This window comes from Olsenella uli (assembly GCF_016900775.1).
GTDB classification, from domain to species: Bacteria; Actinomycetota; Coriobacteriia; order Coriobacteriales; family Atopobiaceae; genus Thermophilibacter; species Thermophilibacter uli_A.
This window is the reverse complement of record NZ_JACJKN010000002.1, coordinates 118402-140188: the sequence shown is the minus strand read 5'-3', so window position 1 is coordinate 140188 and position 21787 is coordinate 118402. Positions and strand designations below refer to the sequence as shown.

Sequence of the window (21787 nt, the reverse complement as noted above, 5' to 3'; positions counted from 1 at the left end):
GCGTCACAGCCCCGCCGCGGCGATGGCGGCCACAGCCTCGCGGAGCTCGTCGGGCGGCATCACGAGCGCCATGCGAACGTAGCCCTCGCCCGAGGGGCCAAAGCTCGCGCCCGGTGTCACGATCACGCCAGAGCACTCCATGAGCTCGAGCGCAAAGGCCACGGAGTCGGTCCTGCCGCCCGGGATGCGCGCCCACACGAACATCGAGCCGTGCGCGTTGGGGCGCTCCCAGCCGATGGCCTCGAGACCGTCGCAGAGGGCGTCGCGGCGCTCCTGGTAGAGCAGGCGCTGACGCTCGACGGAGTCGCGCGGGCCCGTGAGCGCCGCGATGGCGGCGTCCTGCTCGGGGTAGAACATGCCAAAGTCCACCTGGCCGCGGAGCTTGCGCGCGGCGGCCACCACGTCGGGGCGGCCCACGAGGAAGGACAGGCGCGCACCCGTCACGTTGAAGGACTTGGAGAGCGAGAGAAACTCCACGCCCACCTCGGCCGCGCCGGGGTACGAGAGGAACGAGCCGCCTGGCTCGCCGTCGAAGACGATGTCGGAGTACGCGTTGTCGTGAATCACGATGAGGTCGTGCGCGCGGGCGAAGGCGATCGCCTCCTCGTAGACCTCCGGCGTGCCCACCGAGCCCACGGGGTTGGCGGGAAGCGAGAGGATCAGGTACTTGGCGGCGTCGGCGACCTCCGCCGGGATCTCGGCGAGGCACGGCAGGAAGTCGTGCTCGGCGGTGAGCGGGTAGTAGGCGGGGCGGGCGCCGGCGAGCAGCGTGGCATTCTGGAAGACGGGGTAGCACGGGTCGGGCACGAGGCCCACCTCGCCCGGGTCGGCGAGCGCGGCGCAGACGTAGCCCAGGCCCTCCTGCGTGCCGCGGCAGCTCATGACCATGTCGGGCGTCACGCCGCCCACGCCGAAGCGGCTCTCGTAGTAGGAGCAGGCGGCGGCGAGCAGCTCGTCCTTGTCGTGAAGCGAGTACTTCCAGTTGGCGGGGTCCGCCGCGCTCTCGCGCAGCGCCTCGACCACGTGGGCCGGGGGCTCGAAGTCGGGGGTGCCCACGGAGAGATCGTACACGCGCCGGCCCTCCGCCTCGAGCGCGCGCCGCCGCGCGTTGAGCGCCGCGAACACCTCGTCGCCAAACAGGTCAAGTCGCCTGGAGAAATTCATGTGGCCCCCTCTCGTGCCGTCCTGACAAAGGTGACAGGGTCGTTTGTCAGGTGGCCGCCAGGCGTCGCCGCCGAGCGCCGGCCCGACGAAACCTGACAAACGACCCTGTCACCTTTGTCAGAAGACTTTACCCCTTGGCCGGCATGCGCCGCTCGCCGCCCCGCTCACAGAAACATCAATGTCAATTTGAGCCAATGCTTTTTCCCGACGCGTTTTTCCTACCTGCGCGGATACGGCTTATCGACAGCATTTCGACTGGTTATCAACAATATCTTGTGTTTTTGTTAATGTCCAACCACCACCAGTTGTGCCATAGTAGACCGTGCTCAGATTGCAGACATGCGCGCCGAGCAGGGCGCGCCCTTACGAAGAAGCGAGAGGAACGGCCATGAAGATCATCAAGCGCAACGGCTCGGAGGTCACCTTCGATATCTCAAAGATCGAGAGCGCCATCCGTGCCGCCAACGGCGAGGTGCCCGAGGGCGAGCGCCTCACTGAGCGCGAGATCAAGTTCGCCTCCCTCAACGTCACCGACGAGTGCATGGAGGCCGGCCACACCGTGACCGTCGAGGAGGTCCAGGATCTCGTCGAGGACCAGCTCATGGGCCTGCACCACTTCGAGGTGGCCCGCAAGTACATCATCTACCGCTACGTGCAGAACCAGAAGCGCCACAAGAACACGACCGACGACAAGATCCTCGCGCTCATCGAGTGCAACAACGAGGAGGTCAAGCAGGAGAACTCCAACAAGAACCCCACGGTCGTCTCCGTCCAGCGTGACTACATGGCCGGCGAGGTCTCCAAGGACCTCACCATGCGCGAGCTGCTCCCCGCCGACATCGTGGAGGCCCACAACGAGGGCATCATCCACTTCCACGACTCCGACTACTTCGCGCAGCACATGCACAACTGCGACCTCATCAACCTCGAGGACATGCTGCAGAACGGCACGGTGATCTCCGGCACGCTCATCGAGCGCCCGCACAGCTTCTCCACCGCCTGCAACATCGCCACGCAGATCATCGCCCAGGTGGCCTCCTGCCAGTACGGCGGCCAGTCCATCTCGCTCACGCACCTGGCGCCCTTCGTCGACGTCTCGCGCAAGAAGATCCGCCGCCAGGTGGAGGCCGAGATGGCCGCCATCGGCGTGGACCCGGGCGAGGAGAAGGTCTCCGAGATCGTGGAGGGGCGCCTGCGCGAGGAGGTCGCCCGCGGCGTGCAGACCATCCAGTACCAGGTCGTCACCCTCATGACCACCAACGGCCAGGCGCCGTTCATCACGGTCTTCATGTACCTCAACGAGGCCAAGAACGAGCAGGAGAAGGCCGACCTGGCCCTCTGCATCGAGGAGATGCTGCGCCAGCGCTACCAGGGCGTCAAGAACGAGGAGGGCGTCTGGATCACCCCCGCCTTCCCCAAGCTCATCTACGTGCTCGAGGAGGACAACGTCCGCGAGGGCACCCCGTACTTCTACCTCACCAAGCTCGCGGCCAAGTGCACGGCCAAGCGCATGGTGCCGGACTACATCTCCGAGAAGAAGATGAAGGAGTACAAGCTGTCGGCGGGCGAGACCGAGGGCAACGGCGACTGCTACACCTGCATGGGCTGCCGCTCCTTCCTCACGCCGGACCGCTCGGGCAACGGCTACGACAACGTGGCCAACGCCGGCAACTACGAGCCGGGCAAGCCCAAGTACTACGGCCGCTTCAACCAGGGCGTCGTGACGATCAACCTCGTGGACGTGGCGCTCTCGGCCAAGGGCAACATGGACGAGTTCTGGAGGATCTTCGACGAGCGCCTGGAGCTCTGCCACCGCGGCCTGCGCTGCCGTCACGAGCGCCTGCTCGGCACCACCTCTGACGCCGCGCCGATCCTCTGGCAGTACGGCGCCCTCGCGCGCCTCAAGAAGGGCGAGACGATCGACAAGCTCCTCTACGGCGGCTACTCCACCATCAGCCTCGGCTACGCCGGCCTCTACGAGTGCGTCAAGGCCATGACCGGCCACAGCCACACGGACCGCGAGGCCACGCCGTTCGCGCTCGCCGTCATGCAGCACATGAACGACAAGTGCGCCGAGTGGAAGGCCGCCGAGAACATCGACTACTCGCTCTACGGCACGCCGATCGAGTCCACCACGTACAAGTTCGCCAAGTGCCTGCAGCGCCGCTTTGGCATCATCCCGGGCATCACGGACAAGGGCTACATCACCAACAGCTACCACGTCCACGTGACCGAGCCGATCGACGCCTTCACCAAGCTACGCTTTGAGTCCGAGTTCCAGCGCCTCTCCCCCGGCGGCGCCATCTCCTACGTGGAGGTCCCGGACATGCAGGACAACCTCGAGGCCGTGATCTCGGTCATGCAGTACATCTACGACCACATCATGTACGCCGAGCTCAACACCAAGAGCGACTACTGCCAGGTGTGCGGCTACGACGGCGAGATCCAGATCGTGGAGGACGACGGCAAGCTCGTCTGGGAGTGCCCGCACTGCCACAACCGCGACCAGTCCAAGATGAACGTGGCGAGAAGGACGTGCGGCTACATCGGCACCCAGTTCTGGAACCAGGGCCGCACCGAGGAGATCAAGGACCGCGTGCTGCACCTGTAGGACTTCCGCGGACCCTGGGAAAAGGTCCGGCGCTCAGACAGCTTCGCCGCGCTACGCGCGGCTGCAGAACTCGCGGCGGACCTTTTCCCAGGGTCCGCCGCGAGTCTTTCTGTGCGGCACGCGGGCGTGCCTCATCTGCGGCCCTCACGGTTCTTCTCGGTGATTGAGCGGCTCCCCAAGAGCGGGCCTGCCTGTCGGCGCGCCTCAAGCGCAGACCGGCTTGAGTCGGATGTTCGCGCGCGCAATCAACCTGCTCGACCTCGTCTACCGATACGGCCGAGAGAGTGATACGGTCTATCTCCACGGCCTCATCAACCAGAGGATGGCGCGACGGGCGCCGGCCGGGCGGCCCTTTGTCAACGTCCTCGTCAATGGGAGCGAGAATGAACTACGCCAACATCAAGTACTGTGACATCGCCAACGGCGTGGGGGTGCGAACGACGCTCTTCGTCTCAGGCTGCCGCCTGCACTGCCCCAACTGCTTCAACGAGGAGGCGTGGGACTTCGACGCCGGCGAGCCGTTCACCAACGAGGTCGCCGAGAAAATCATGAGCTCGCTTGACACGCCCTATATTGACGGCCTCACCATCCTCGGCGGCGAGCCCATGGAGCCGGAGAACCAGGTCGGGCTCGTAGGCTTTCTCGAGGCGGTGCGCGAGCGCTTCGGTGACACCAAGAGCATCTGGCTCTTCTCCGGCCACACCTGGGAGCAGCTGGCGCCGGGCGGCGCGTGGAACCTGGGCGAGGTGACCGACCGCCTGCTCGACACGCTCGACGTGCTCGTGGACGGGCCCTTCGTACAGGATAAGCACGACATTACGCTCCGCTTCCGCGGCTCGTCCAACCAGCGGCTCATCGACGTGCCCGCCACGCTCGAGGCGCCTGGGGACGAGGTCGTGTGGTGGCACGATGACCCGGTCTTCTCGACGCACGCGATGGAGTAGCGGCGCGGTCGGCATGGGCATGGGGGATGTGCCCGGGCTGTGAAGCCGGTTGCCCGGGCGACCGGCATGCGGCATACTGGCCGCAGCAGAGCGGGCACGCGCCCCGACCCGAGGGAGGTGGTTTCCATGTGTGACAGTTGCGGCCATAGACGTACGACGCAACAGCCCATGGGAGAGACGCCTGCCGGTCGGGACGACGGGCGCCGCCGCGCATAGCGCACGCTCACAGAGCACTCCCTCGGGCCGCCGGAGCGCGGCCCGTCTCATGTCCCGGGATTGCGAGGTGAGCCATGCTGCTGGCCACCCTCCTCGCGCGCGCCCTCGCGCGCCCCTCTCGCCCCGCCGCGACCGCGTCCCCGGCGGGGGTCGACTGGCTGCGGCACGCGGCCGAGATCTCGCCGTCCCAGCTCCTCGACGAGCTGGGGGCCCACGAGGAAGGCCTCTCCGAGGAAGAGGTCACATCCATGCGCGCCTTCTGGGGCGAGAACCGCCTCGCGCGCGCGGAGCGGCCCTCGCTCGCGCGACGAGCGCTCGCCGCGTTCGCGGACCCCTTCGTGGGCATCCTCGTGCTCATCGCCGCAGTCTCCGTGCTCACGGACTGGGTCTTCGCCCGCCCCGGCGCCCGCGACCTCACCACGCCCGCGATCATCGCGGTGATGGTGCTCGTCTCCGGGGCGCTCCGCTTCGTCCAGGGGGAGCGCAGCGACAACGCGGCCGCGGCGCTCTCCAAGATGGTCGAGACCACCTGCGACGTCCGCCGTGCCGACGTGGGGCGCGTCGAGGTGCCGGTCAACGAGGTCGTGGTGGGCGACGTCGTCCACCTCTCCTCCGGAGACCTCGTCCCGGCCGACCTGCGGCTCATCTCCTCGCGTGACCTCTTCGTGAGCCAGTCCGCGCTCACGGGGGAGTCCGAGAGCGTCGAGAAGCGCCGCGAGCTCGGAGCGGCCGCGCCCGAGGGTGCTGCCGTGACCGACCTCGACGACCTCGTGTTCATGGGCAGCAGCGTAATCTCGGGCAGCGCCGTGGGGGTCGTGGTCGCCACGGGCGCGGCCACGCTCCTCGGCGAGACCGCCTCCGGGCTCCCCTCGGGCGGGGGGTGCCGCGCGACGGCGTCCGAAGAGGGGGTCGCCCGGACGAGCCGCCTGCTCGTGGCCCTCATGCTCGTCATGGTCCCGACGGTCGTGCTCGTGTCGGGCCTCACCAAGGGCAACTGGCTCGACGCCCTGCTCTTCTCGCTCTCCGTCGCCGTGGGCCTCACGCCGGAGATGCTCCCCGTGATCGTGACGTGCTGCCTGGGCAAGGGCGCGGTCGACCTGTCGCGCGACAGGGTCATCGTGAAGCGGCTCGACGCCATCTCTGACCTCGGCGCGATCGACGTGCTCTGCTGCGACAAGACCGGGACGCTCACCGAGGACCGCGTTGCCCTCGAGCTCCACCTCGACGTGCTCGGCCGCGAGGACGCGGAGGTGCTGCGCGCGGCGTTCGTGAACAGCTTCTTCGGGACCGGAATGAAGAACCTCGTGGACTCGGCCATCCTGCGCCGTGCGCTCGAGGTCGACCCGACCGTCGAGGAGCTCTGCGACCGCTACGACCTCGTCGATGAGCTGCCCTTTGACTTCGAGCGCAGGAGGCTCAGCGTCGTGGTGGGCGACGGGTCGGGCTCGACGCTCATGATCTGCAAGGGGGCGCTGGAGGAGATGCTCAGCATCTGCTCGCATGCCGAGGTCGACGGCGAGGAGGTCCCGCTCACCCGCGAGATTGCCGCGGGCGTCGCGGAACGGGCGACCGAGCTCGCCGAGCGGGGCATGCGCGTGCTCGGGGTGGCGCTGCGCCGCGAGCCCGCCGGGGTCGAGCGGCTCACGACCGCCGACGAGCGCGATATGACGCTCGTGGGGTGCCTCGCGTTTCTCGACCCGCCCAAGGCGGGCGCGGCCGACGCGGTGGAGGCGCTCAGGGCGCACGGCGTCGAGACCAAGGTGCTCACCGGGGACTCCGCGCGCGTCGCCGCCCACGTGTGCCGCTCCATCGGCATCCCCGCCGACTCGGTCATCGAGGGCGCGGAGCTCGAGGGCCTCGACGACGCCGAGCTTTCCCGCCGCGCGCGTCAGGCCTCGGTCTTTGCCAAGCTCTCCCCCTCCCAGAAGGCGCGCGTGGTGGCGGCGCTCAGGGGTGACGGCCACGTCGTGGGCTTCATGGGGGACGGCGTGAACGACGCGGCCGCCATGGGGGCGTCCGACTGCGGGATCTCGGTGGACTCCGCCGTGGACGTGGCGCGCGAGGCCGCGGACCTCATCCTCCTGGAGAAGGACCTCATGGTCCTCGAGCGCGGAATCGTCTGCGGGCGGCGCACGCTCGCCAACATGACGAAGTACGTGAAGATGACCGTGAGCTCCAACTTCGGCAACATCTTCTCCGTGCTCGCCGCCGCCACGCTGCTGCCCTTCCTCCCCATGAGCGCGGTGCAGCTGCTCCTGCTCAACCTCGTCTATGACGTCACCTGCACGGCACTGCCCTGGGACGGGGTGGACGACGAGCTGGTTCGCGCGCCGCGACGCTGGGACGAGGTCTCCGTGCGGCGCTTCATGGTCGCGATGGGCCCCGTGAGCTCCCTCTTCGACCTCATCACCTTCGCGGCCCTCTTCTTCGTGGTGTGCCCCGGCGTCACCGGCGCCCCGTGGGCGGAGCTCGACGGGGCGGGCAGGGCCCTCTTCGTGGCAACGTTCCAGGCCGGCTGGCTCGTCGAGAGCATGTGGACGCAGACGCTTGCCGTCCACCTCGTCCGCACGCAGCGCGTGCCGTTCGTGGAGAGCCGCGCGGCGACGCGGCTCACCGCGCTCGGAGCCGTCGGGGTCGCGCTCGTCACGGCGCTGCCGTTCACCCCGCTCGGGACCGCGCTCGACCTCGCCCCGCTGCCCCCGACGTACTTCGTCCTGCTCGGGGTGGTCGTCGCGCTCTACGCGGCCGCGCTCCTTCTCGCCCGCCGGCTCTTCGTCCGGCGCGGTGGGACGCTCCTGTAGGTGCCCGTCGTATTCCCATAGGTTCCCGTCGTATGATGGGTGGTCGAGAGGAGGCCCCATGACCGTGCTTGACACGAGCATGCCCCACATCCCCGTGCTGATGACGCTCGGCGCGCACGAGCCCGTGGGTGACGTCGCGCTGCCCGAGGGCTATCGCCTCGCCGCCTGGGAGCCGCGCTTCCGCGAGCCGTGGGCGCGGCTGCACGTCCTTCTCGGCCAGCTGCCCACGTACGAGGAGGGGCTCGCGTACTTCGAGCGCACCTACGAGTCCGACCCCGCCGCCCTCGGGCGCCAGATGATCCTCGCGGTCGATGCGTCTGGCGCCCTCGCCGGGACGAGCTCGCTCTGGCGCGGCGACCACTTCGGCGAGCCACGCCTGCGTGTGCACTGGGTCGGGGTGGACCCCGCCCATCAGCGCCGCGGCCTCGCCCGCGCGCTGATGCTCCGGACGATCGCCCTCTACGACGAGCTTGTCCCCTCGGGTGAGCCGCCCCTCTACCTCACCACGCAGACGGAGAGCTGGGTTGCCTGCGGCATGTACCGCAAGCTGGGGTTTGTTCCCTATCGTGGCCCCATGCCCCCGAGCTTTGCCGCCGATCCGGAGACGTTTTGTGACAAAAACGACGAGGCCTGGCGCCTCATCGACGACAGGCTGCGAAATAGCGCCCGCTTGCCGCGCTAGCGCGACCGCCCACGAACTTCTCCCCTCGCCCTGACGGCCGGACGAGACCTGTGACCTCGCCCTGCAGCAACGCGTCAGCAGGCGGGAAGACAACTTTCCCGCCAAAGTTGGTAGGCTCCTTCGCACCCGACCGAAGGAGGTTCCCATGCGCAGGCAGCAGACCGTAGGAGACGTCCTCCTCGAGGCACGCGCCCCCTACTCCCACATGGACGAGGACGACTCGAGGCTCTTCTACTCCACGATGAACGCGCTTCTCGTCTACGCCAACAGCCGGCTGCACGTCGTCAGCCCCAAGAGGCTCAGGGCTCGGCCCGGAGACCCGTGCATGCTCTACGAGAACGGCGGGCGGGTATCCGAGGAGCTCTGGAAGCATCGTGCGCTCGTTGACGACTTCGTGCGGGAGAACCCCTTCGGGCTCAGCGAGCGACAGCTCGAGGTGACGCGGCCCTGGCGCCACGCGCTGCGCGACATGTTCACCGTCGTGGACGCGGACGCTGACCGCGCCATCTACATGAACCAGGACCGCCTCTTCGTGGTGGGGGCCTCGCAGGACCCGGCCGACTCCCACGTGCACCACATCCCCTCGCTCATGCTCCTCACGCTCGTGCCCTTCGGGGGCGGCATCGTGACGAGCGGCATCACGCTGCACCTCTCGCCCAGGCCGCATCCCTGGGCGGTGCCGCTCATCGCCCGCCAGGCGGCCGAGCTTGCCGTGCGCCCGCTCGTCTCCACGGCAAGTGACCTGCTCCTCTATACCTCCGGCGTCTCCGACGACGAGAACCGCGTCACGCCGCGCTTCCAGGGGGAGGTCGACGAGGCCTTTGCGACGGGGGCCATCGCGTAGGGAGGCAACGATGCGCAGAGGGGGAAAGCGGCACACGGCAACTCATCTCAGATTGATACAATCTGAGATGAGCGCATGGCCAGTAGAGCACGTCGGGGTACACGACCGCGTCCACGAGCGTCATCCCGAGATTCTGGCCGAGGATGTCTGCAGCGCCTGGAAGAACGCCTTTCTCTCCAGACCTCGAACTGACGACGGAACGGTTCGCCAAGTCGCAATAGGGCAAGACGGAAGGGGGCGTCTCCTCGAGATGGTCGCCCAGCGCATCGGACCCTCAACCTGGCTCGTCTATCACGCCATAACGCCGCCGAGCGATAAGATGCTCAAAGAGCTGCGAGCACTTTGGAGGGAGAAGTAGGACATGTCGCTGACGGACGAGGAGATTTACGAGCTGACCGGGCTGACGAGCGAGGACTTTGACCGCATGGCCCGACCCTTCGAGGACGGCTCGTGGATCGATGACGACGGCAACCCCATCCACTTTGACGGCCCCATCGAGTACGGGCCGCCGCGCCTCTACCTGGAGGACCGGGCCATGTGGACCTTTGACATCCCCGGCCCCCACATCGCGGCGGTGGACCGAGCGATCAAGCGCCTCGGCATCACCAAGTCCGAGTTCATGCAGAGCGCCGTCCGCCGCGAGCTCGAGCGCGTGGGCGAGAAGATCGAGGATCCCGAGGGCACGGACCGCGTGAAGGCGTAGACGCGGAGTCGCGGCGTGTGGAGGCGACCCCCACACGCCGCGACCCCTCAGAAGGACGCTACCGAAGCCCCGCCTCGGCGGAGAAGAGCTCGGCCACGCGCTCGCCCGCCTCCTCGGGCGTGACGAAGCGCTCGCCCAGGCACGCCGGCGCGCCGTAGCGCCCATGGAAGTCCGAGCCGCCGGTGACGAAGAGGCCGAACTCCCCCGCCACGCCGAGCGCACGCTCCTCGTCCTTCTCGTCATGGTCCGGATGGAAGGCCTCGATGCCCTGCAGCCCCTCGCCCACGAGCTCCGCCACGGCGGACCACGAGTCCATCTGCCCGGGGTGCGCGAGCACCGCCACGCCGCCCTGCTCCCGGATGGCGCGCACGACGTCGGTGGCCGCCGGGTACGCGATGTCGCGCGCGGCGACGCCGCCGCCCTTGAAGAGGCTGCGGTAGAGGGCCTGATAGTCGCGGTCGGTGTACGCCTGCCCGCAGAGAGCCTCCATGACGTGCTGCTTGTAGACGGCCGTGCTTCTCCCCGCCACGCGCGCGACGCGGCCGAGGTCGAGCTCACGCCAGCCGGAGCGGGCGATCGCCCACGCCTGCCAGAGCGAGTTGGCGGTCCGGGCGGCGAGCGTCTCGGCGACGATGCGCTCGAGCGGGCCCGAGCCGTCCTCCGTGGCCTCCAGCCCGTAGCCCAGCACGTGCACCTTGCGTCCCGTCCCCGGGTTCCACGCCGAGACCTCGACGCCGGCGAGGACGGGCAGGCCGAACGCCCGCGCGGTCTCTCGCACCTCGGAGAGCTGCGAGAGGCTGTCGTGGTCGGTCACGGCAAGGCCCGCGAGCCCGGCCTCCCACGCCTCGCGCACGAGCTCCGCCACGCCCTTTGACCCGTCCGAGAAGGCCGAGTGCGCGTGCAGGTCATACGACCCCACCACGTCACGGTGAGCCGACCTGCCGCGTGCCGCCGCCATCATCATCGAAGGCCCCCTTCGTCCGGGGACATGCTCAGGCGCACGTGCGTCCGCCGCATGCCCATCCTCTCGTAGAACCGGTGCGCCTCCGCGCGGTGAAGCTTGGAGGTCACCTCAAGAACCTCGCAATCGCGCTCGACGGCAAGCCGGCGAGCGGCCTCGAACAGCTGCGCCCCCAGCCCCTCGCCCCGCCGTCCCGACGCGACGACGAGCTCCATGACCTCGGCCGCCGGACGGGCATGGTGCAGCTGGTCCTCGATGCGCAGGTTGAGCATCCCCAGGACCTCATCGCCCTCTTCGCAGACGAGGCACGCGTGGCGCCCGTCCTCGAGCTGCGCCGCAAGGCGACGGGAGAAGGCCTCCGGGTCGAGCTCCGCGCCCTCCATGTCGCTCACGAGCGCGCAGAGCGCCGACGCGTCCTCGGCCGTTGCCCGCCTCACCACGACGCCGTCCTTCTCGCCTACGGGCATACGAATCCCCCCGCCTGCATGTTGTACTCCCGGTCGCAGACGCCCTCCATGAACTCGAGGTCGTGGAAGATGCCGAGCATCGTGGTGCCCCCGGCCTTGAGCTGCTCGATGAGGTCGCGCACCTTGACCTTGCTCGCGTTGTCAAGGCTTGCCGTGGGCTCGTCAAGCAGGAGCAGGCGCGGGCGGCGCACCATGGCGCGGGCGATGTTGAGCCTGAGCTTCTCGCCGCCCGAGAACGTGTTGGGGTAGAGGTCCCAGAGCGGGCGGGGGAAGTCGAAGTGCTCGAGCATGCGCTCGGTCTCCGACTCCACGTCCCGCTCGTCGGCGAAGGCCTCCGCGGCGCTTGCCGCCACGATCTGGCGCGCCGTGGTGCGCGGCACCACGTCGAGGAACTGGGAGACGTAGCCGATCTCGTAGTTGCGCAGGTAGATCATGCGGCGCTCGTCGATCGTGGCGAGGTCCACCAGGCCGAAGGCCTCGGAGTCGTACAGGATCGAGCCCGCCTCGGGGAGGTTGGTGCGGTACAGGCACTTGAGAATCGTCGACTTCCCGGAGCCCGAGCGCCCCGTGATGCCCACGAACTCCCCGGGCTCGACGACGAGCGAGACGCCCTCGCAGCCGCGCACCCGGCGGCTGGCGGCATGGAGCGTGAAGCCCTTGGAGAGGCCGTGGATCTCGAGCATCGGCGTCATGCGCGCACCCCCTCGTCGTCGAGCGTCTCGGCGAGCGTCGCGGCGTCCACGGCAAAGCGCGCCGACACGCTCGGCAGCGCCGGGTACCACATGCGGGAGACCACGCGACCGTCCACGAGCGTCGCCGTGATGACCGGGTAGGAGCGCTGACCCTCCTCGACCTCGCGCACCACCAGGACGTCCGCCTTCTTGCCCTCCTCGAGGCTGCCGAGCTCGCCGTCAATCCCCACGGCGCGCGCCGGGTTGATCGTCAGCATGGCGAAGGCCCGCTCGAGCGGCAGCTTGAAGTCGTGGTGCAGGACGAAGACGCTCTGGAGCATCGCCGTGGGGTAGTAGTCCGAGCACAGGCAGCTCGCCACGCCGGCGCGCACGGCGTCGCGCGCCGAGAGGTTGCCCGAGTGGCTCTTGCCCAGCAGGATGTTGGGCGTGCCCATAACGGTGTACATCCCCCGCTCGCAGGCCGCCGCGGCCACCTCCTGGGAGATGGGGAACTCGGAGATCGTGCAGCCGAGCTCGCGCATGAGGTCGAGCTTTTCCACCGAGTCGTCGTCATGGCTCGCGAGGGCGATCCCGTGCTCGCGCGCGACTCCGGCCAGGTGGCGGAGCTGCTCGAAGGCGAGCTTGGGCGTGGCCTGGAACTCGGCCGCGAGCTCGGCGGCCTCCCGCTCGCTGAGCGTGCGCCCCCTGAAGGAGCGGCGCCAGACCTCAAGGTCGCGGTACTGCCCCTGCCCGGGCGTGTGGTCCATGAAGGAGAGCTCGTCGATCTCCCCGGCGCGCAGGTGGCGCTCGATGGCGTCCACGAGGCCGATGTTGTCGATCTCAAGCCGCAGGTGCAGGCGGTGGCGGATGAGGTGGGCGTTTCTGCCCTCGGTCGCCTTGGCGGCGGCCACGAGCGCCATGAGCCGCTCCGTGTTGTCCCACTGGCGCACCGGCTTGACGTCCATCTTGTCGTTGCCGTATGCCGAGAGCGAGTGGAACATCGTGGTCACGCCATGGGCGAGCAGCTCGCGCTCCGCCTCGAAGAGCGCCGTGGGGAAGTCCATGAGGACGGTCGGGCGCGGCGAGATGACCGTCTCGATGTAGTCCGAGTGGATGTCCACGAGGCCGGGCACGACGTAGCCGCCATGCGCGTCGATGACCCCGAAGCCCTCCGCCTCGGCGTCGAGCGCGCCCTGGCGCTGAATGGCGTCGATGCGGTCGCCGCGCACCACGAGCTCGTAGCCAAAGAGCAGCCGGTCGGGCTGGACGATGATGCCGTTCCTGATGACGTACAAGAGATCCTCCAATTCTGCTAGCCCCACGGGCTCAGGGCCGGGCCTCCCAGGCACCCCAGATCGCCCCGACGAGGGCGGGGCAGGGCGGGCGCCGGGGAGGCGGGCCCACCGTTACAACAGCGAGTAGACGAGCTCCTGGGTGTAGGCGTGCTGCGGGTCCTGCATGATCTGGTCGGTGAGGCCGCTCTCGATGACCCGACCGTCGAGCATCACGATCGTGCGGTCCGCGAGCAGGCGGATGACGCCCAGGTCGTGGCTCACCACGACCATCGAGACGCCGAGGTCGCGCCGGAGCGACAAGATCAGGTCGAGCACGCGCGCCTGGACCGAGAGGTCAAGGCCCGTGGTGACCTCGTCCAGGAAAAGCACCGGCGGCTCGTTGGAGAGCGCCTTGGCGATCTGCACGCGCTGCTGCATGCCGCCCGAGAAGTCGCGCGGGGCGTCCTGGGCGCGCCGCAGCGGGATCCGCACGCGCTCGAGCAGCTCCTCGCCGCGCGCGACCATGCGCTCGACGCTGCGGCAGCCGGCCGCTATCTGCTTCTCGGCGATGTTGGAGAGCGCCGAGAAGGACATGCGCAGGCCCAGGTAGGGATTCTGGTAGACCATGCCGAAGATGCGGTCGCGGATGAAGCGCTTCTGCTGGCGGGAGATCTCGAAGCAGTTGGCGGCGCCGCCGTCATAGGGGGCGACGCGCATGTCGCCCTCGGTCGGGTCCTGGTCGAAGTAGAGGCACTGCATGAGCGTGGACTTGCCGGAGCCGGACTCGCCCACGATGCCCAGGATCTCGCCGGGATGCACCTCGAGCGAGACGTCGCGCACGGCGTGCACGGTCCCGCAGACCGGGCAGATGTTGCGCTCGAGCTCGGCCCCCGGGGCGAGGCAGTGCGCGCAGCCCGGGCCAAAGCGGCGGGACAGGTGGCGCACGGCCAGGACCGGCGCCTCGTCGACGAACTCATGGCGCGCGGTGGCGGGGAGAAGAACGCTCTTCTCGCCTTCGCCGTTCTTCTCGGCCATCAGGCATCGCCTCCCCTCTCGGCCGCGGCGCGCGCGGCGGCGCGCTGGGCGCAGAAGTCGGTGTCGGAGCACTGCCAGGCGGGCTCGCCCGTCGCAGGGTCCACGGTCTGGGTGAGGTAGACGCCCGTGGCGCCGCAGACGCAGCAGCGCGCCCCCTCGAAGTCCTCGGTCACGAACGGGTGGTCGTCAAAGGCGAGCGACTCCACGCGGGTGTGCGGCGGCACGGCGTAGATCTTCTTCTCGCGGCCGGCGCCGAGCAGCGTGAGGTTCTCGGAGTCGTTGAGCTTGGCGTTGTCGTAGCGCGGGATGGGGCTCGGCGCCATGACGTAGCGCCCGTTCACCATCACGGGGTGGTCCGCGCCCGTCGTGGTGGTGCCGTAGCGCACCACCTGCTCGAAGAGCTCGAGATAGGCGCCCGTGTACTCGGCCTCGGCGTGGAGGCGGCGCGTGACGGTCTCGCGCGGCTCGTAGGTGCGCAGCGGCTCCGGGGTGGGAACCTGCAGCACGAGCAGCTGGTCGCGGGTGAGCGGGCGCTCGGGGATGCGGTGGCGGCTCTGGATGAGCGTGGCCTCCCCCGTGTGCGTGGTGGTTGCCACGCCCGTGGTCTCGCGCACGAGGCGGCGGATGGAGACCGCGTTCACGCTCGCGTCAGAGCCCTGGTCGATGACCTTAAGCACGTCGTCGGGTCCGATGCAGGAGAGCGTGAGCTGCAGGCCGCCCGTGCCCCAGCCGCGTCCGATGGGCATCTCGCGGCTGGCAAAGGGCACCTGGTAGCCCGGGATGGCCACGGCCTTGAGCGCCGCCCGGCGAATCTCGCGCTTGGAGCCCTCGTCGAGGAAGGCGAAGTTGTAGTTCCTACGCATCGGACTCGCCCCCCTTCTCGGCCATGGAGCGGATCGCCGAGTCGAGCTTGCTCTGGAAGGTGACGTAGTGGGGCAGCTTGAGGTGGCTGATGAAGCCGGTGGCCTCCACGCCGTCGATGTGGTAGAGGACGAACTCCTGGTCCTGGGTGGGAAAGCGCACGTCGTCCGCGCGCAGGCTGTGGTCGAGCACGCTCATGGCGATGGCCTTGGACTCGTCTGCGCCCATCACCAGGCCATAGCCCACGTCGAGCGCGGAGCGGTGCTGGCCGCGCTCGTCCACCTCGTCGCAGACGATGAGGCTCTCCACCTCCGTGGCGGGAATGGAGCCCAGGTAGTAGGCGTCGTCCTTCTCGCCAGCGCCCCCCGGGGCGTCGATGGTCACCGCGAGGTCGCCGCGGCGGAGCTCCCCCACCGTGGGGTGCGAGAGGCCAAAGCCGCGGATGGCCGCGTAGCCGATGGCCACCACCGCCTGCGTGAGGCCGCGGGAGAGCGCCTGGAGGACCGCGCTTCTCGGCGCGGGGAAGGAGAGGGGCGTCTTGGTGACGTCGATTGGCTCGGCGTCGTCGACCGGCCAGGAGCGCACCATGTCGAGCGAGCGGAGGTAGTCCAGGACGCGCGGCATGTGCGCGAGCGTCTCGGCGTCGTCGGCCGCGCGGGAGGGGTCCGCCTCGTCGGCGAGGTTCTCGCCGATCTGGCGAAGGCGCTCGCGCACGTCGGCGGGCGTCTCGTCTGCAAGGTCGAAGTCGATGAGGCGGTGCGAGTAGTCACGCGTGGCGCCGAGCACCTGGCCGCCCGCGACGTCCTTGAACGCGGCGGAGATCCTGCGGTCGACGCGCATCTTCGAGGTGTCGATCACGCGCGAGACGTAGAGCCGCTCGAGCGTGGAGCGCCACGCGCGCATGAGGAAGACGGCCTCCTCAACCGATCCGCGCGCCTGCTTGACGGCCACGGCCGCCTCGTCGGGGGCCCAGAGCGACCCCTCGGACTGCACCTGCTCGACGAGCTCGGGCAGCGCGTCGCGAATGAGCGCGCAGGACACGGCCCCGCCCTCGAGGCGTCGCTCCTCAAGCAGGTCGAGCGAGGCGGCGATCGCCTGCTCGCCGCCGCTCACGGCAACGTATCCCATCAGGCCACCTCCTCTATCCGCGTCGTGCGCGGGATGGCGACCACGTGCCCCGCCCGACTGACGAGCACGAGGTCGATCCCGCAGGGAAACTCGTCCGCGCGGCCGGCGCGGGCAAGAAGGACGTCCGCCCGGTCGCACTCCACGACCGCGCTCTCCTTGATGCCCGGGCCCGTGAGGCGCCAGCGGCTCGTGGGGACGTCCCCCGAGACGGACCCCACGCGCGCGCGGTCGCGCCCCGTGCCCACGAGGGCGGAGCACTCCACCAGGCAGGTCGCCCCGAGGTGCGGGTCGAGCAGGGTGCCGGGCGTGAGCGCCGCGATGGCGCGCGCGGCCCCGTCGGCGCGGACGGCCTCGGGCAGCAGCACGTAGGGGGCCTCGTCGAGCGGGGCGAGAAGCGCGTGGGTGCGCCGAGAGGTCACGCGGGCCGGCAGGGCGCCCTCGCCCGCGCACCCCGCGACCGCGAACGTGGTGGCGGCGTCGAGCAGGACGTCGGCCACCTCGACCGTCGAGGGGTAGAGCCCCGCCTCGGCGGCGTCGGCCGCGCACGGCCCGTCCGCCCGCGGAAGCTCCACGGCCTCCCCGGGGCGCGCCGTCGCGTCAAGCAGGGCGCGGAAGGCCGCCTGGAGGGCAAAGGCGCGCCGATCGAGGACCGAGTCGCGCTCGAAGACGTCGTCGCGCGTCATTTGACCACCGCCTGCACGCTCATGTCCTGGCCGCCCATCTCGTCGAAGCTCACGCGCGAGACGCACGTGCGGGCCGCGGCGCGGGCACGCCCGTCGGCAACCCGGCGCTCCGCGGCGAGGATGCCGCGCTCGAGCTCCGCGACCACGTCGGCGCACAGGTCCGCGCCCGAGAGCGCGGCGTCCACCACCGCGAGGTCGTGCGCGAGGGCGGCGTCCCCGCCGAGGACGGCGCCGAGCCCCTCCACGTCGCCGATCCTCACGCGGCACTCGGTCATGAGCGCCTCGCCGAGGTAGAACCGCGAGTTTCTCGCCGTCTCGCGAACCTGGCACATGACGAGGCCCTGTCGCGCGGGGACGACCTCGCGGACCTCGGACGCGCGCTCCACGAGCTCCGCGAGCCCGCGTGCCACCGAGGGGTCGCTCTCCACGAGCGCCTCGGTCCTTCTCCGTCTTGAAATCATGCGTTCCTTTCTGCAAATTGGGGACGTGTTTTTTTCTTTCAGAGGTTTTGGGGCAGGCCTCGGCCGGGGGTGCGGGCGCGGGACAGGCCTGTCCCAATTAAGCTGCAGGAAATAACCCGTCCCCTTTTTCCTGCTAGTCGTTGAGGATGTAGCGGCGGCGCAGGCGCACCGAGACGAACTCGAGCACGAAGGCCGCGATGAGGCACACGTAGACGATCACGCCCACCTCGTGGAGGTTGTAGTAGCGGCTGCCCGCCTGGTAGAGCTGAAAGCCGATCCCGCCCGCGCCGGCGAAGGCGCCCACGGCCACCGCGTTGGTGAAGTTGATCTCCAGGCGGATGAACGTCCAGGAGATGATCTTGGTGATGGTGGCCGGCACGATCGCCTGGAAGACCACCTGCCAGAAGCTCGCGCCCGAGGCGCGCAGGGCCTCGATCACGCCCGCGTCAATCTCCTCGAACGACTCGGAGTAGCTCTTGGTGAGATAGGCGATCGAGTGGAACGAGATGCCGAGCACCGCCGCCTCGGAGCCCAGGCCGATGGCCACGGTGAAGACGAGGACCCAGAGGATCGTGGGAATGGAGCGGATGATCGCCACGACGGCCTTGACCGCGTTGGAGACCGCGGGGCTCGAGAGGTTCTCCGAGGCGGCGAGCGCCAGGAAGAACGACACGATGCCCGAGATGACCGTGGTGATGGCCGTGATGGCCAGCGTGATGACGGCGCTCTCGAGCACCGTCTCCCACGTGAAGTGGCCGGCGCCGTAGGGCGGGTCGAGGGCGGGCTGGGCCATCATGGCCCAGAAGTCCGAGAGGGCCTGGCGGGTGGCCTGCGCGAGGTCCACGGTGCCGTATCCCATGCGCAGGAACGTCACCACGGTGAGCGCGGCAAGCACGGCCAGGGTCAGCTGCACGGACGCGTTGCGGTTGGAGGACGAGGTGAGGCGGATCTTGCCGCGCACGTCGCGCTCGACGGTCGCCGCCGCGCCCTCGGTGAGGCGCACGCTCTCCATCAGATCATCGACCTCCTCGCCTTGTTGGACACGGCCTCGATCACGAGGACGAAGACGATCGTCACGATGATCACGAGGCCCGCGGTGTCATAGCGAAACGACGTGTAGTACAGGTTGAAGACAAAGCCGATGCCCGTGCCCGTGAGAAGTCCGATGAGCGTGGCCGAGCGGATGTTGGTCTCCACCATGTAGAGCATCCAGCTCATGAGGTCCGCCACCGCGAGCGGGATGCCCGCCTGGAACACGACCTGCCAGTACGAGGCGCCCGTCGCGCGCAGCGCCTCGATGGGGCCGCCCGGAATCTCGTCGAAGGTGTCCAGGAAGAAGCGCGTCAGCTGCCCGAAGGTGGTGAGGAACAGGGCGAGAAACCCGGTGAACTCGTTCTGCTTGAACGAGAGGAGGAGCAGAAGCGCCCACGCGATCATCGGGATGTTGCGAAAGACGCTCGCGATCGCCCGGATGACGGCGCGCACCGGAGCGCACTCCACGCCGACCGAGGAGGATCCGAGCACCGAGAGCACGATGCCCGCAACGGCCGCGACCATCGTCGCCGCCACGCTGTCGAGCGCCGTCGAGACGGTCTGCTCGATGATGATCGAGAAGTACTGGAACGACTCGGCCGTGGGGATGAAGTTCTGGAGCATCCAGACGAAGGCGGCCGGAATCGAGGTGATGGCGTAGGCGAGGCTGAAGTTGCAGATCATCGAGCAGCCCTGGAACACCAGCACGGCCGCGACGACGATCGCGATCGCGCGCAGCTGCTTGCGCCGGAACCACGCGAGGTCGACCGAGGGGCGCGAGGCGGCCGCGACACCCGCGCTCATCGGGCCTCCCCCATCGCGGGCGCGGCGGGGGCGACGACCCGCCCGTCCTTCTCGGCCCCGACCGTCACGTCGACCATGGCCTCGGCGTCCCCCTCGTAGATGCCGCGGATGACGTCGGGGGTGCACTCCGCCGGGGAGCCGTCGAAGACCTTCTCGCCGGCGCGCAGCCCCACGATGCGGTCGGAGAACTCAAGGGCAAAGTCAACCTGGTGGAGGTTCACGATGCAGGTGATGCCGCGGGAGCGGGAAAGCCGGCGCAGCTGCTCCATGACCATGCGCGAGCTCTTGGGGTCGAGGCTCGCGATCGGCTCGTCGCAGAGCATGATCTTGGGGTCCTGCATGAGGGCGCGCGCGATGCCGACGCGCTGCTTCTGCCCGCCGGAGAGCTGGTCGGCGCGACGATACGCAAACTCTCCCAGGCCCACCTCGTCGAGGAGCTCGAAGGCGTGGATCTTCTCCTCCTCCGTATAGAGGCCGAGGCTTCCCGCGAGCACGTTTTTGTACCCCAGGCGACCGTGCAGCACGTTCTGAATCGCGGTGAGACGATAGACCAGGTTGTAGTTCTGGAAGATCATCGCTATCTGACGATGCACCGGGCGGAGCTGCCCCCGCGAGAGGTGCGTGATGTCCTGGCCGCAGAAGACGACGGTGCCGTCGGTGGGCTCGATGAGGCGGTTGATGCAGCGCAGAAACGTGGACTTGCCGGCGCCGGAGGGCCCGATGACGGTGATGAGCTCGCCGGGCTCCGCCGTGAAGTCGACGTCCGTGAGCGCGCGCTGCCCCTCGTCGCCGCGGCGCGTCTGATACGCCTTGCCAAGACCGGTCACGGCAAGCAGCTGGGTGGTGTCCATGACGCTCCTTTCCTTTTTCGTGCGGGCGCGGCGCCCGACGCCAAGCGCCGGACGCCGCCTGGAGGGGCCCGGCGGGAAGGGTGCCGGGCAGCAGGGTGGTCTAGGCGAGCTCGCGGATGGGGTCGTACCACTCATCGTCGACCGCGATGAAGCCGGCGGTGTCGCCCTTGCTCCAGATGGCGCCGGTGCCCTCGGCGTCCTCGGGGGCGAAGAGCTGCTCGTTGTTGGCGACGTCGGCGGAGGTCATGCCCGCGAGGATCTTGTCCTTGAGGTCCTCGGGCAGCACGTCGGCGTTGTAGACGATGGGGCCGTTGAGGACGGGGGTGGACTGGATGATGCCGAACTCCTTGCCCTGGACGCGGTCGAAGGGCTGGGCCGCGCCCTCGGCCACGCCGTAGACGGCGCCGGGCTGGTTCACGGCGTCGCGCTCGCCCTCGGGGACGGCGAGGTACATGTCGACGTCGATGTCATCGAAGGCGGCCACGTCGGCGTCGCCCTGGAGCAGGTTCACGCAGGAGCCCGGGTGGGAGTTGCCAAAGAGGACCTGGCTGAAGAAGCCGGGCTGGGCAAGCTCGTCGGTGGAGGTCACCTCGTCAGGGAACTCGGCCATGATGGCGTTGCAGGGCACCTTGAAGCCGGAGGTGGAGGTCTGCGTGACGAAGCTCATGCGCTTGCCCTTGATGTTCTTGATGGAGTAGCCGGTGGCGGAGGAGGAGTCCTCGTACTCGGACAGCTGGTCGGCGGGCACGGCGATGCGGCTGTAGTACTTGGCGCCGTCGAGGGTGCCCTCGGTGTCGGCCGTGGTGAAGAGGGAGTGGACGTTGGGGTTCTTCTCCTGGGCCTGGATGTAGCCCTCGGCGCCGAGGTTGGCCATCTGGGCCTTGCCGGAGGCGATGGCCTCGATGGCGACGTTGTAGTCGGTGGTGGTCATGAGCTCCACCTCGACGCCCGCGTACTCGGAGAGGACGCGGCCAAACTCCTCGCGGCCCGCGTCGAACTCGGCGGCGGACTCGTTGGGCAGCCACACCATGGTGATCTTGTCGAGCGAGGCGGCGTCGGCGCCGGCAGCGTCATCGGTGCTCGTGGCGGCGCCGCCCTTGCCGGCGTCGGTGCCGCCGCAGCCGGTGAGGCCGAGACCGAGGCCAAGGGCGGTGACGCCCAGGGCGCCGAGGAACGAACGACGGGACATCGGGGTCTTGTTGAGGCTCATCGCGATGACTCTCCCTTCGGGGCACGCGCCCCTTCACGTGTTGTCCTGTCCGCATCGCGGACTCCGGGGGAGATGGTACGAATCGCCCGGCCGTCGATTCCGCGCGCTCGGGGGAGCCTTACCGACCACTGACCAAGCCTTACGAAAGTCCGCGCGGGGGCCGGCCGGTCCCCGCGCGGATGCTGACGCTCTCGATACGAAATGCTGACGCGCCTTACCAAAAGCTTGCCGGCACGAGGGCTGGATGCAGAACGCGGCGACAAGTCCACGCGCGGGCAAGCGAGCAGATAGGCGAGTTAGTTGAGTTGGTGAGTGACAGCTTCCGACCGGATAGGGCATCCAGAAGGGCCCCGTCTGTTCGAAAGCAGTCACTCGCCCACCTGC

Annotated in this window: 21 protein-coding genes; 7 read left to right on the top strand and 14 right to left on the bottom strand. The window is 68.9% G+C overall.

Features of this window, described 5'->3' with window-relative positions; translation table 11 throughout:
• Positions 1-3: 3 nt before the first annotated feature.
• Positions 4-1164 carry a pyridoxal phosphate-dependent aminotransferase gene (locus H6A23_RS02210; protein ID WP_204830570.1) on the bottom strand — a complete coding sequence of 387 codons (1161 nt, stop codon included), beginning with the start codon at positions 1162-1164 and terminating at the stop codon, positions 4-6.
• A gap of 388 nt (positions 1165-1552) precedes the next feature.
• Between H6A23_RS02210 and nrdD the strand changes: the two genes are divergently transcribed.
• The 7 genes from nrdD (at position 1553) to H6A23_RS02175 (ending at position 9965) form a co-directional block, all read left to right on the top strand.
• The gene (gene nrdD / locus H6A23_RS02205) at positions 1553-3775 is read left to right on the top strand and encodes an anaerobic ribonucleoside-triphosphate reductase (RefSeq protein WP_204830569.1); all 2223 of its coding nucleotides are present in this window, start codon (positions 1553-1555) and stop codon (positions 3773-3775) included.
• A gap of 383 nt (positions 3776-4158) precedes the next feature.
• Entirely contained in the window at positions 4159-4719 is a 561-nt protein-coding gene (gene nrdG, locus H6A23_RS02200) for an anaerobic ribonucleoside-triphosphate reductase activating protein (RefSeq protein ID WP_204830568.1), read from the top strand.
• A 290-nt stretch (positions 4720-5009) separates the two neighbouring features.
• Positions 5010-7736, top strand: a complete 2727-nt coding sequence (gene mgtA / locus H6A23_RS02195) for a magnesium-translocating P-type ATPase (RefSeq protein WP_204830567.1) — start codon at positions 5010-5012, stop codon at positions 7734-7736.
• Positions 7737-7794: 58 nt separating this feature from the next.
• Complete coding sequence (locus H6A23_RS02190) at positions 7795-8418, top strand: GNAT family N-acetyltransferase (RefSeq protein ID WP_204830566.1); 624 nt, start codon at positions 7795-7797, stop codon at positions 8416-8418.
• A 145-nt stretch (positions 8419-8563) separates the two neighbouring features.
• On the top strand, positions 8564-9262 hold the full coding sequence (locus H6A23_RS02185; protein ID WP_204830565.1) for a hypothetical protein: 699 nt from the start codon (positions 8564-8566) through the stop codon (positions 9260-9262).
• Positions 9263-9272: 10 nt separating this feature from the next.
• On the top strand, positions 9273-9620 hold the full coding sequence (locus H6A23_RS02180) for a hypothetical protein (protein ID WP_204830564.1): 348 nt from the start codon (positions 9273-9275) through the stop codon (positions 9618-9620).
• 3 nt (positions 9621-9623) lie between these two features.
• Positions 9624-9965 carry a hypothetical protein gene (locus tag H6A23_RS02175; protein ID WP_204830563.1) on the top strand — a complete coding sequence of 114 codons (342 nt, stop codon included), beginning with the start codon at positions 9624-9626 and terminating at the stop codon, positions 9963-9965.
• 58 nt (positions 9966-10023) lie between these two features.
• Here the strand turns inward: H6A23_RS02175 and H6A23_RS02170 are convergent, their stop codons facing one another.
• The 13 genes from H6A23_RS02170 to H6A23_RS02110 form a co-directional block, all read right to left on the bottom strand.
• Positions 10024-10929 carry a PHP domain-containing protein gene (locus H6A23_RS02170; RefSeq protein WP_204830562.1) on the bottom strand — a complete coding sequence of 302 codons (906 nt, stop codon included), beginning with the start codon at positions 10927-10929 and terminating at the stop codon, positions 10024-10026.
• Entirely contained in the window at positions 10926-11393 is a 468-nt protein-coding gene (locus tag H6A23_RS02165) for a GNAT family N-acetyltransferase (protein ID WP_204830561.1), read from the bottom strand. The genes H6A23_RS02170 and H6A23_RS02165 overlap by 4 nt, the downstream gene beginning before the upstream one ends.
• Entirely contained in the window at positions 11384-12085 is a 702-nt protein-coding gene (locus tag H6A23_RS02160) for a phosphonate C-P lyase system protein PhnL (protein ID WP_204830560.1), read from the bottom strand. Before H6A23_RS02160 ends, H6A23_RS02165 begins: the two co-directional genes overlap by 10 nt.
• On the bottom strand, positions 12082-13359 hold the full coding sequence (locus H6A23_RS02155) for an alpha-D-ribose 1-methylphosphonate 5-triphosphate diphosphatase (RefSeq protein WP_204830559.1): 1278 nt from the start codon (positions 13357-13359) through the stop codon (positions 12082-12084). The genes H6A23_RS02160 and H6A23_RS02155 overlap by 4 nt, the downstream gene beginning before the upstream one ends.
• Before the next feature lie 111 nt (positions 13360-13470).
• A complete protein-coding gene (locus H6A23_RS02150; protein WP_204830558.1) occupies positions 13471-14373 on the bottom strand; it encodes an ATP-binding cassette domain-containing protein in 903 nt (300 codons plus the stop codon).
• The gene (locus H6A23_RS02145; RefSeq protein WP_204830557.1) at positions 14373-15236 is read right to left on the bottom strand and encodes an alpha-D-ribose 1-methylphosphonate 5-phosphate C-P-lyase PhnJ; all 864 of its coding nucleotides are present in this window, start codon (positions 15234-15236) and stop codon (positions 14373-14375) included. Before H6A23_RS02145 ends, H6A23_RS02150 begins: the two co-directional genes overlap by 1 nt.
• Positions 15229-16362 (bottom strand): carbon-phosphorus lyase complex subunit PhnI, encoded by a 1134-nt coding sequence (locus H6A23_RS02140; RefSeq protein WP_204830556.1) that lies wholly within the window; start codon positions 16360-16362, stop codon positions 15229-15231. The genes H6A23_RS02145 and H6A23_RS02140 overlap by 8 nt, the downstream gene beginning before the upstream one ends.
• Positions 16362-17045 (bottom strand): phosphonate C-P lyase system protein PhnH, encoded by a 684-nt coding sequence (phnH, locus tag H6A23_RS02135; RefSeq protein WP_204830555.1) that lies wholly within the window; start codon positions 17043-17045, stop codon positions 16362-16364. The genes H6A23_RS02140 and phnH overlap by 1 nt, the downstream gene beginning before the upstream one ends.
• Positions 17042-17506: a phosphonate C-P lyase system protein PhnG gene (locus H6A23_RS02130; protein WP_204830554.1), complete on the bottom strand. Its 465-nt coding sequence runs from the start codon at positions 17504-17506 to the stop codon at positions 17042-17044. Before H6A23_RS02130 ends, phnH begins: the two co-directional genes overlap by 4 nt.
• A gap of 133 nt (positions 17507-17639) precedes the next feature.
• A complete protein-coding gene (locus H6A23_RS02125; protein ID WP_204830553.1) occupies positions 17640-18518 on the bottom strand; it encodes a PhnE/PtxC family ABC transporter permease in 879 nt (292 codons plus the stop codon).
• Positions 18518-19342 carry a PhnE/PtxC family ABC transporter permease gene (locus tag H6A23_RS02120; RefSeq protein ID WP_204830552.1) on the bottom strand — a complete coding sequence of 275 codons (825 nt, stop codon included), beginning with the start codon at positions 19340-19342 and terminating at the stop codon, positions 18518-18520. Before H6A23_RS02120 ends, H6A23_RS02125 begins: the two co-directional genes overlap by 1 nt.
• A complete protein-coding gene (gene phnC, locus H6A23_RS02115; RefSeq protein ID WP_204830551.1) occupies positions 19339-20193 on the bottom strand; it encodes a phosphonate ABC transporter ATP-binding protein in 855 nt (284 codons plus the stop codon). The genes H6A23_RS02120 and phnC overlap by 4 nt, the downstream gene beginning before the upstream one ends.
• A gap of 100 nt (positions 20194-20293) precedes the next feature.
• Positions 20294-21403: a phosphate/phosphite/phosphonate ABC transporter substrate-binding protein gene (locus H6A23_RS02110; RefSeq protein WP_204830550.1), complete on the bottom strand. Its 1110-nt coding sequence runs from the start codon at positions 21401-21403 to the stop codon at positions 20294-20296.
• Positions 21404-21787: the final 384 nt, after the last annotated feature.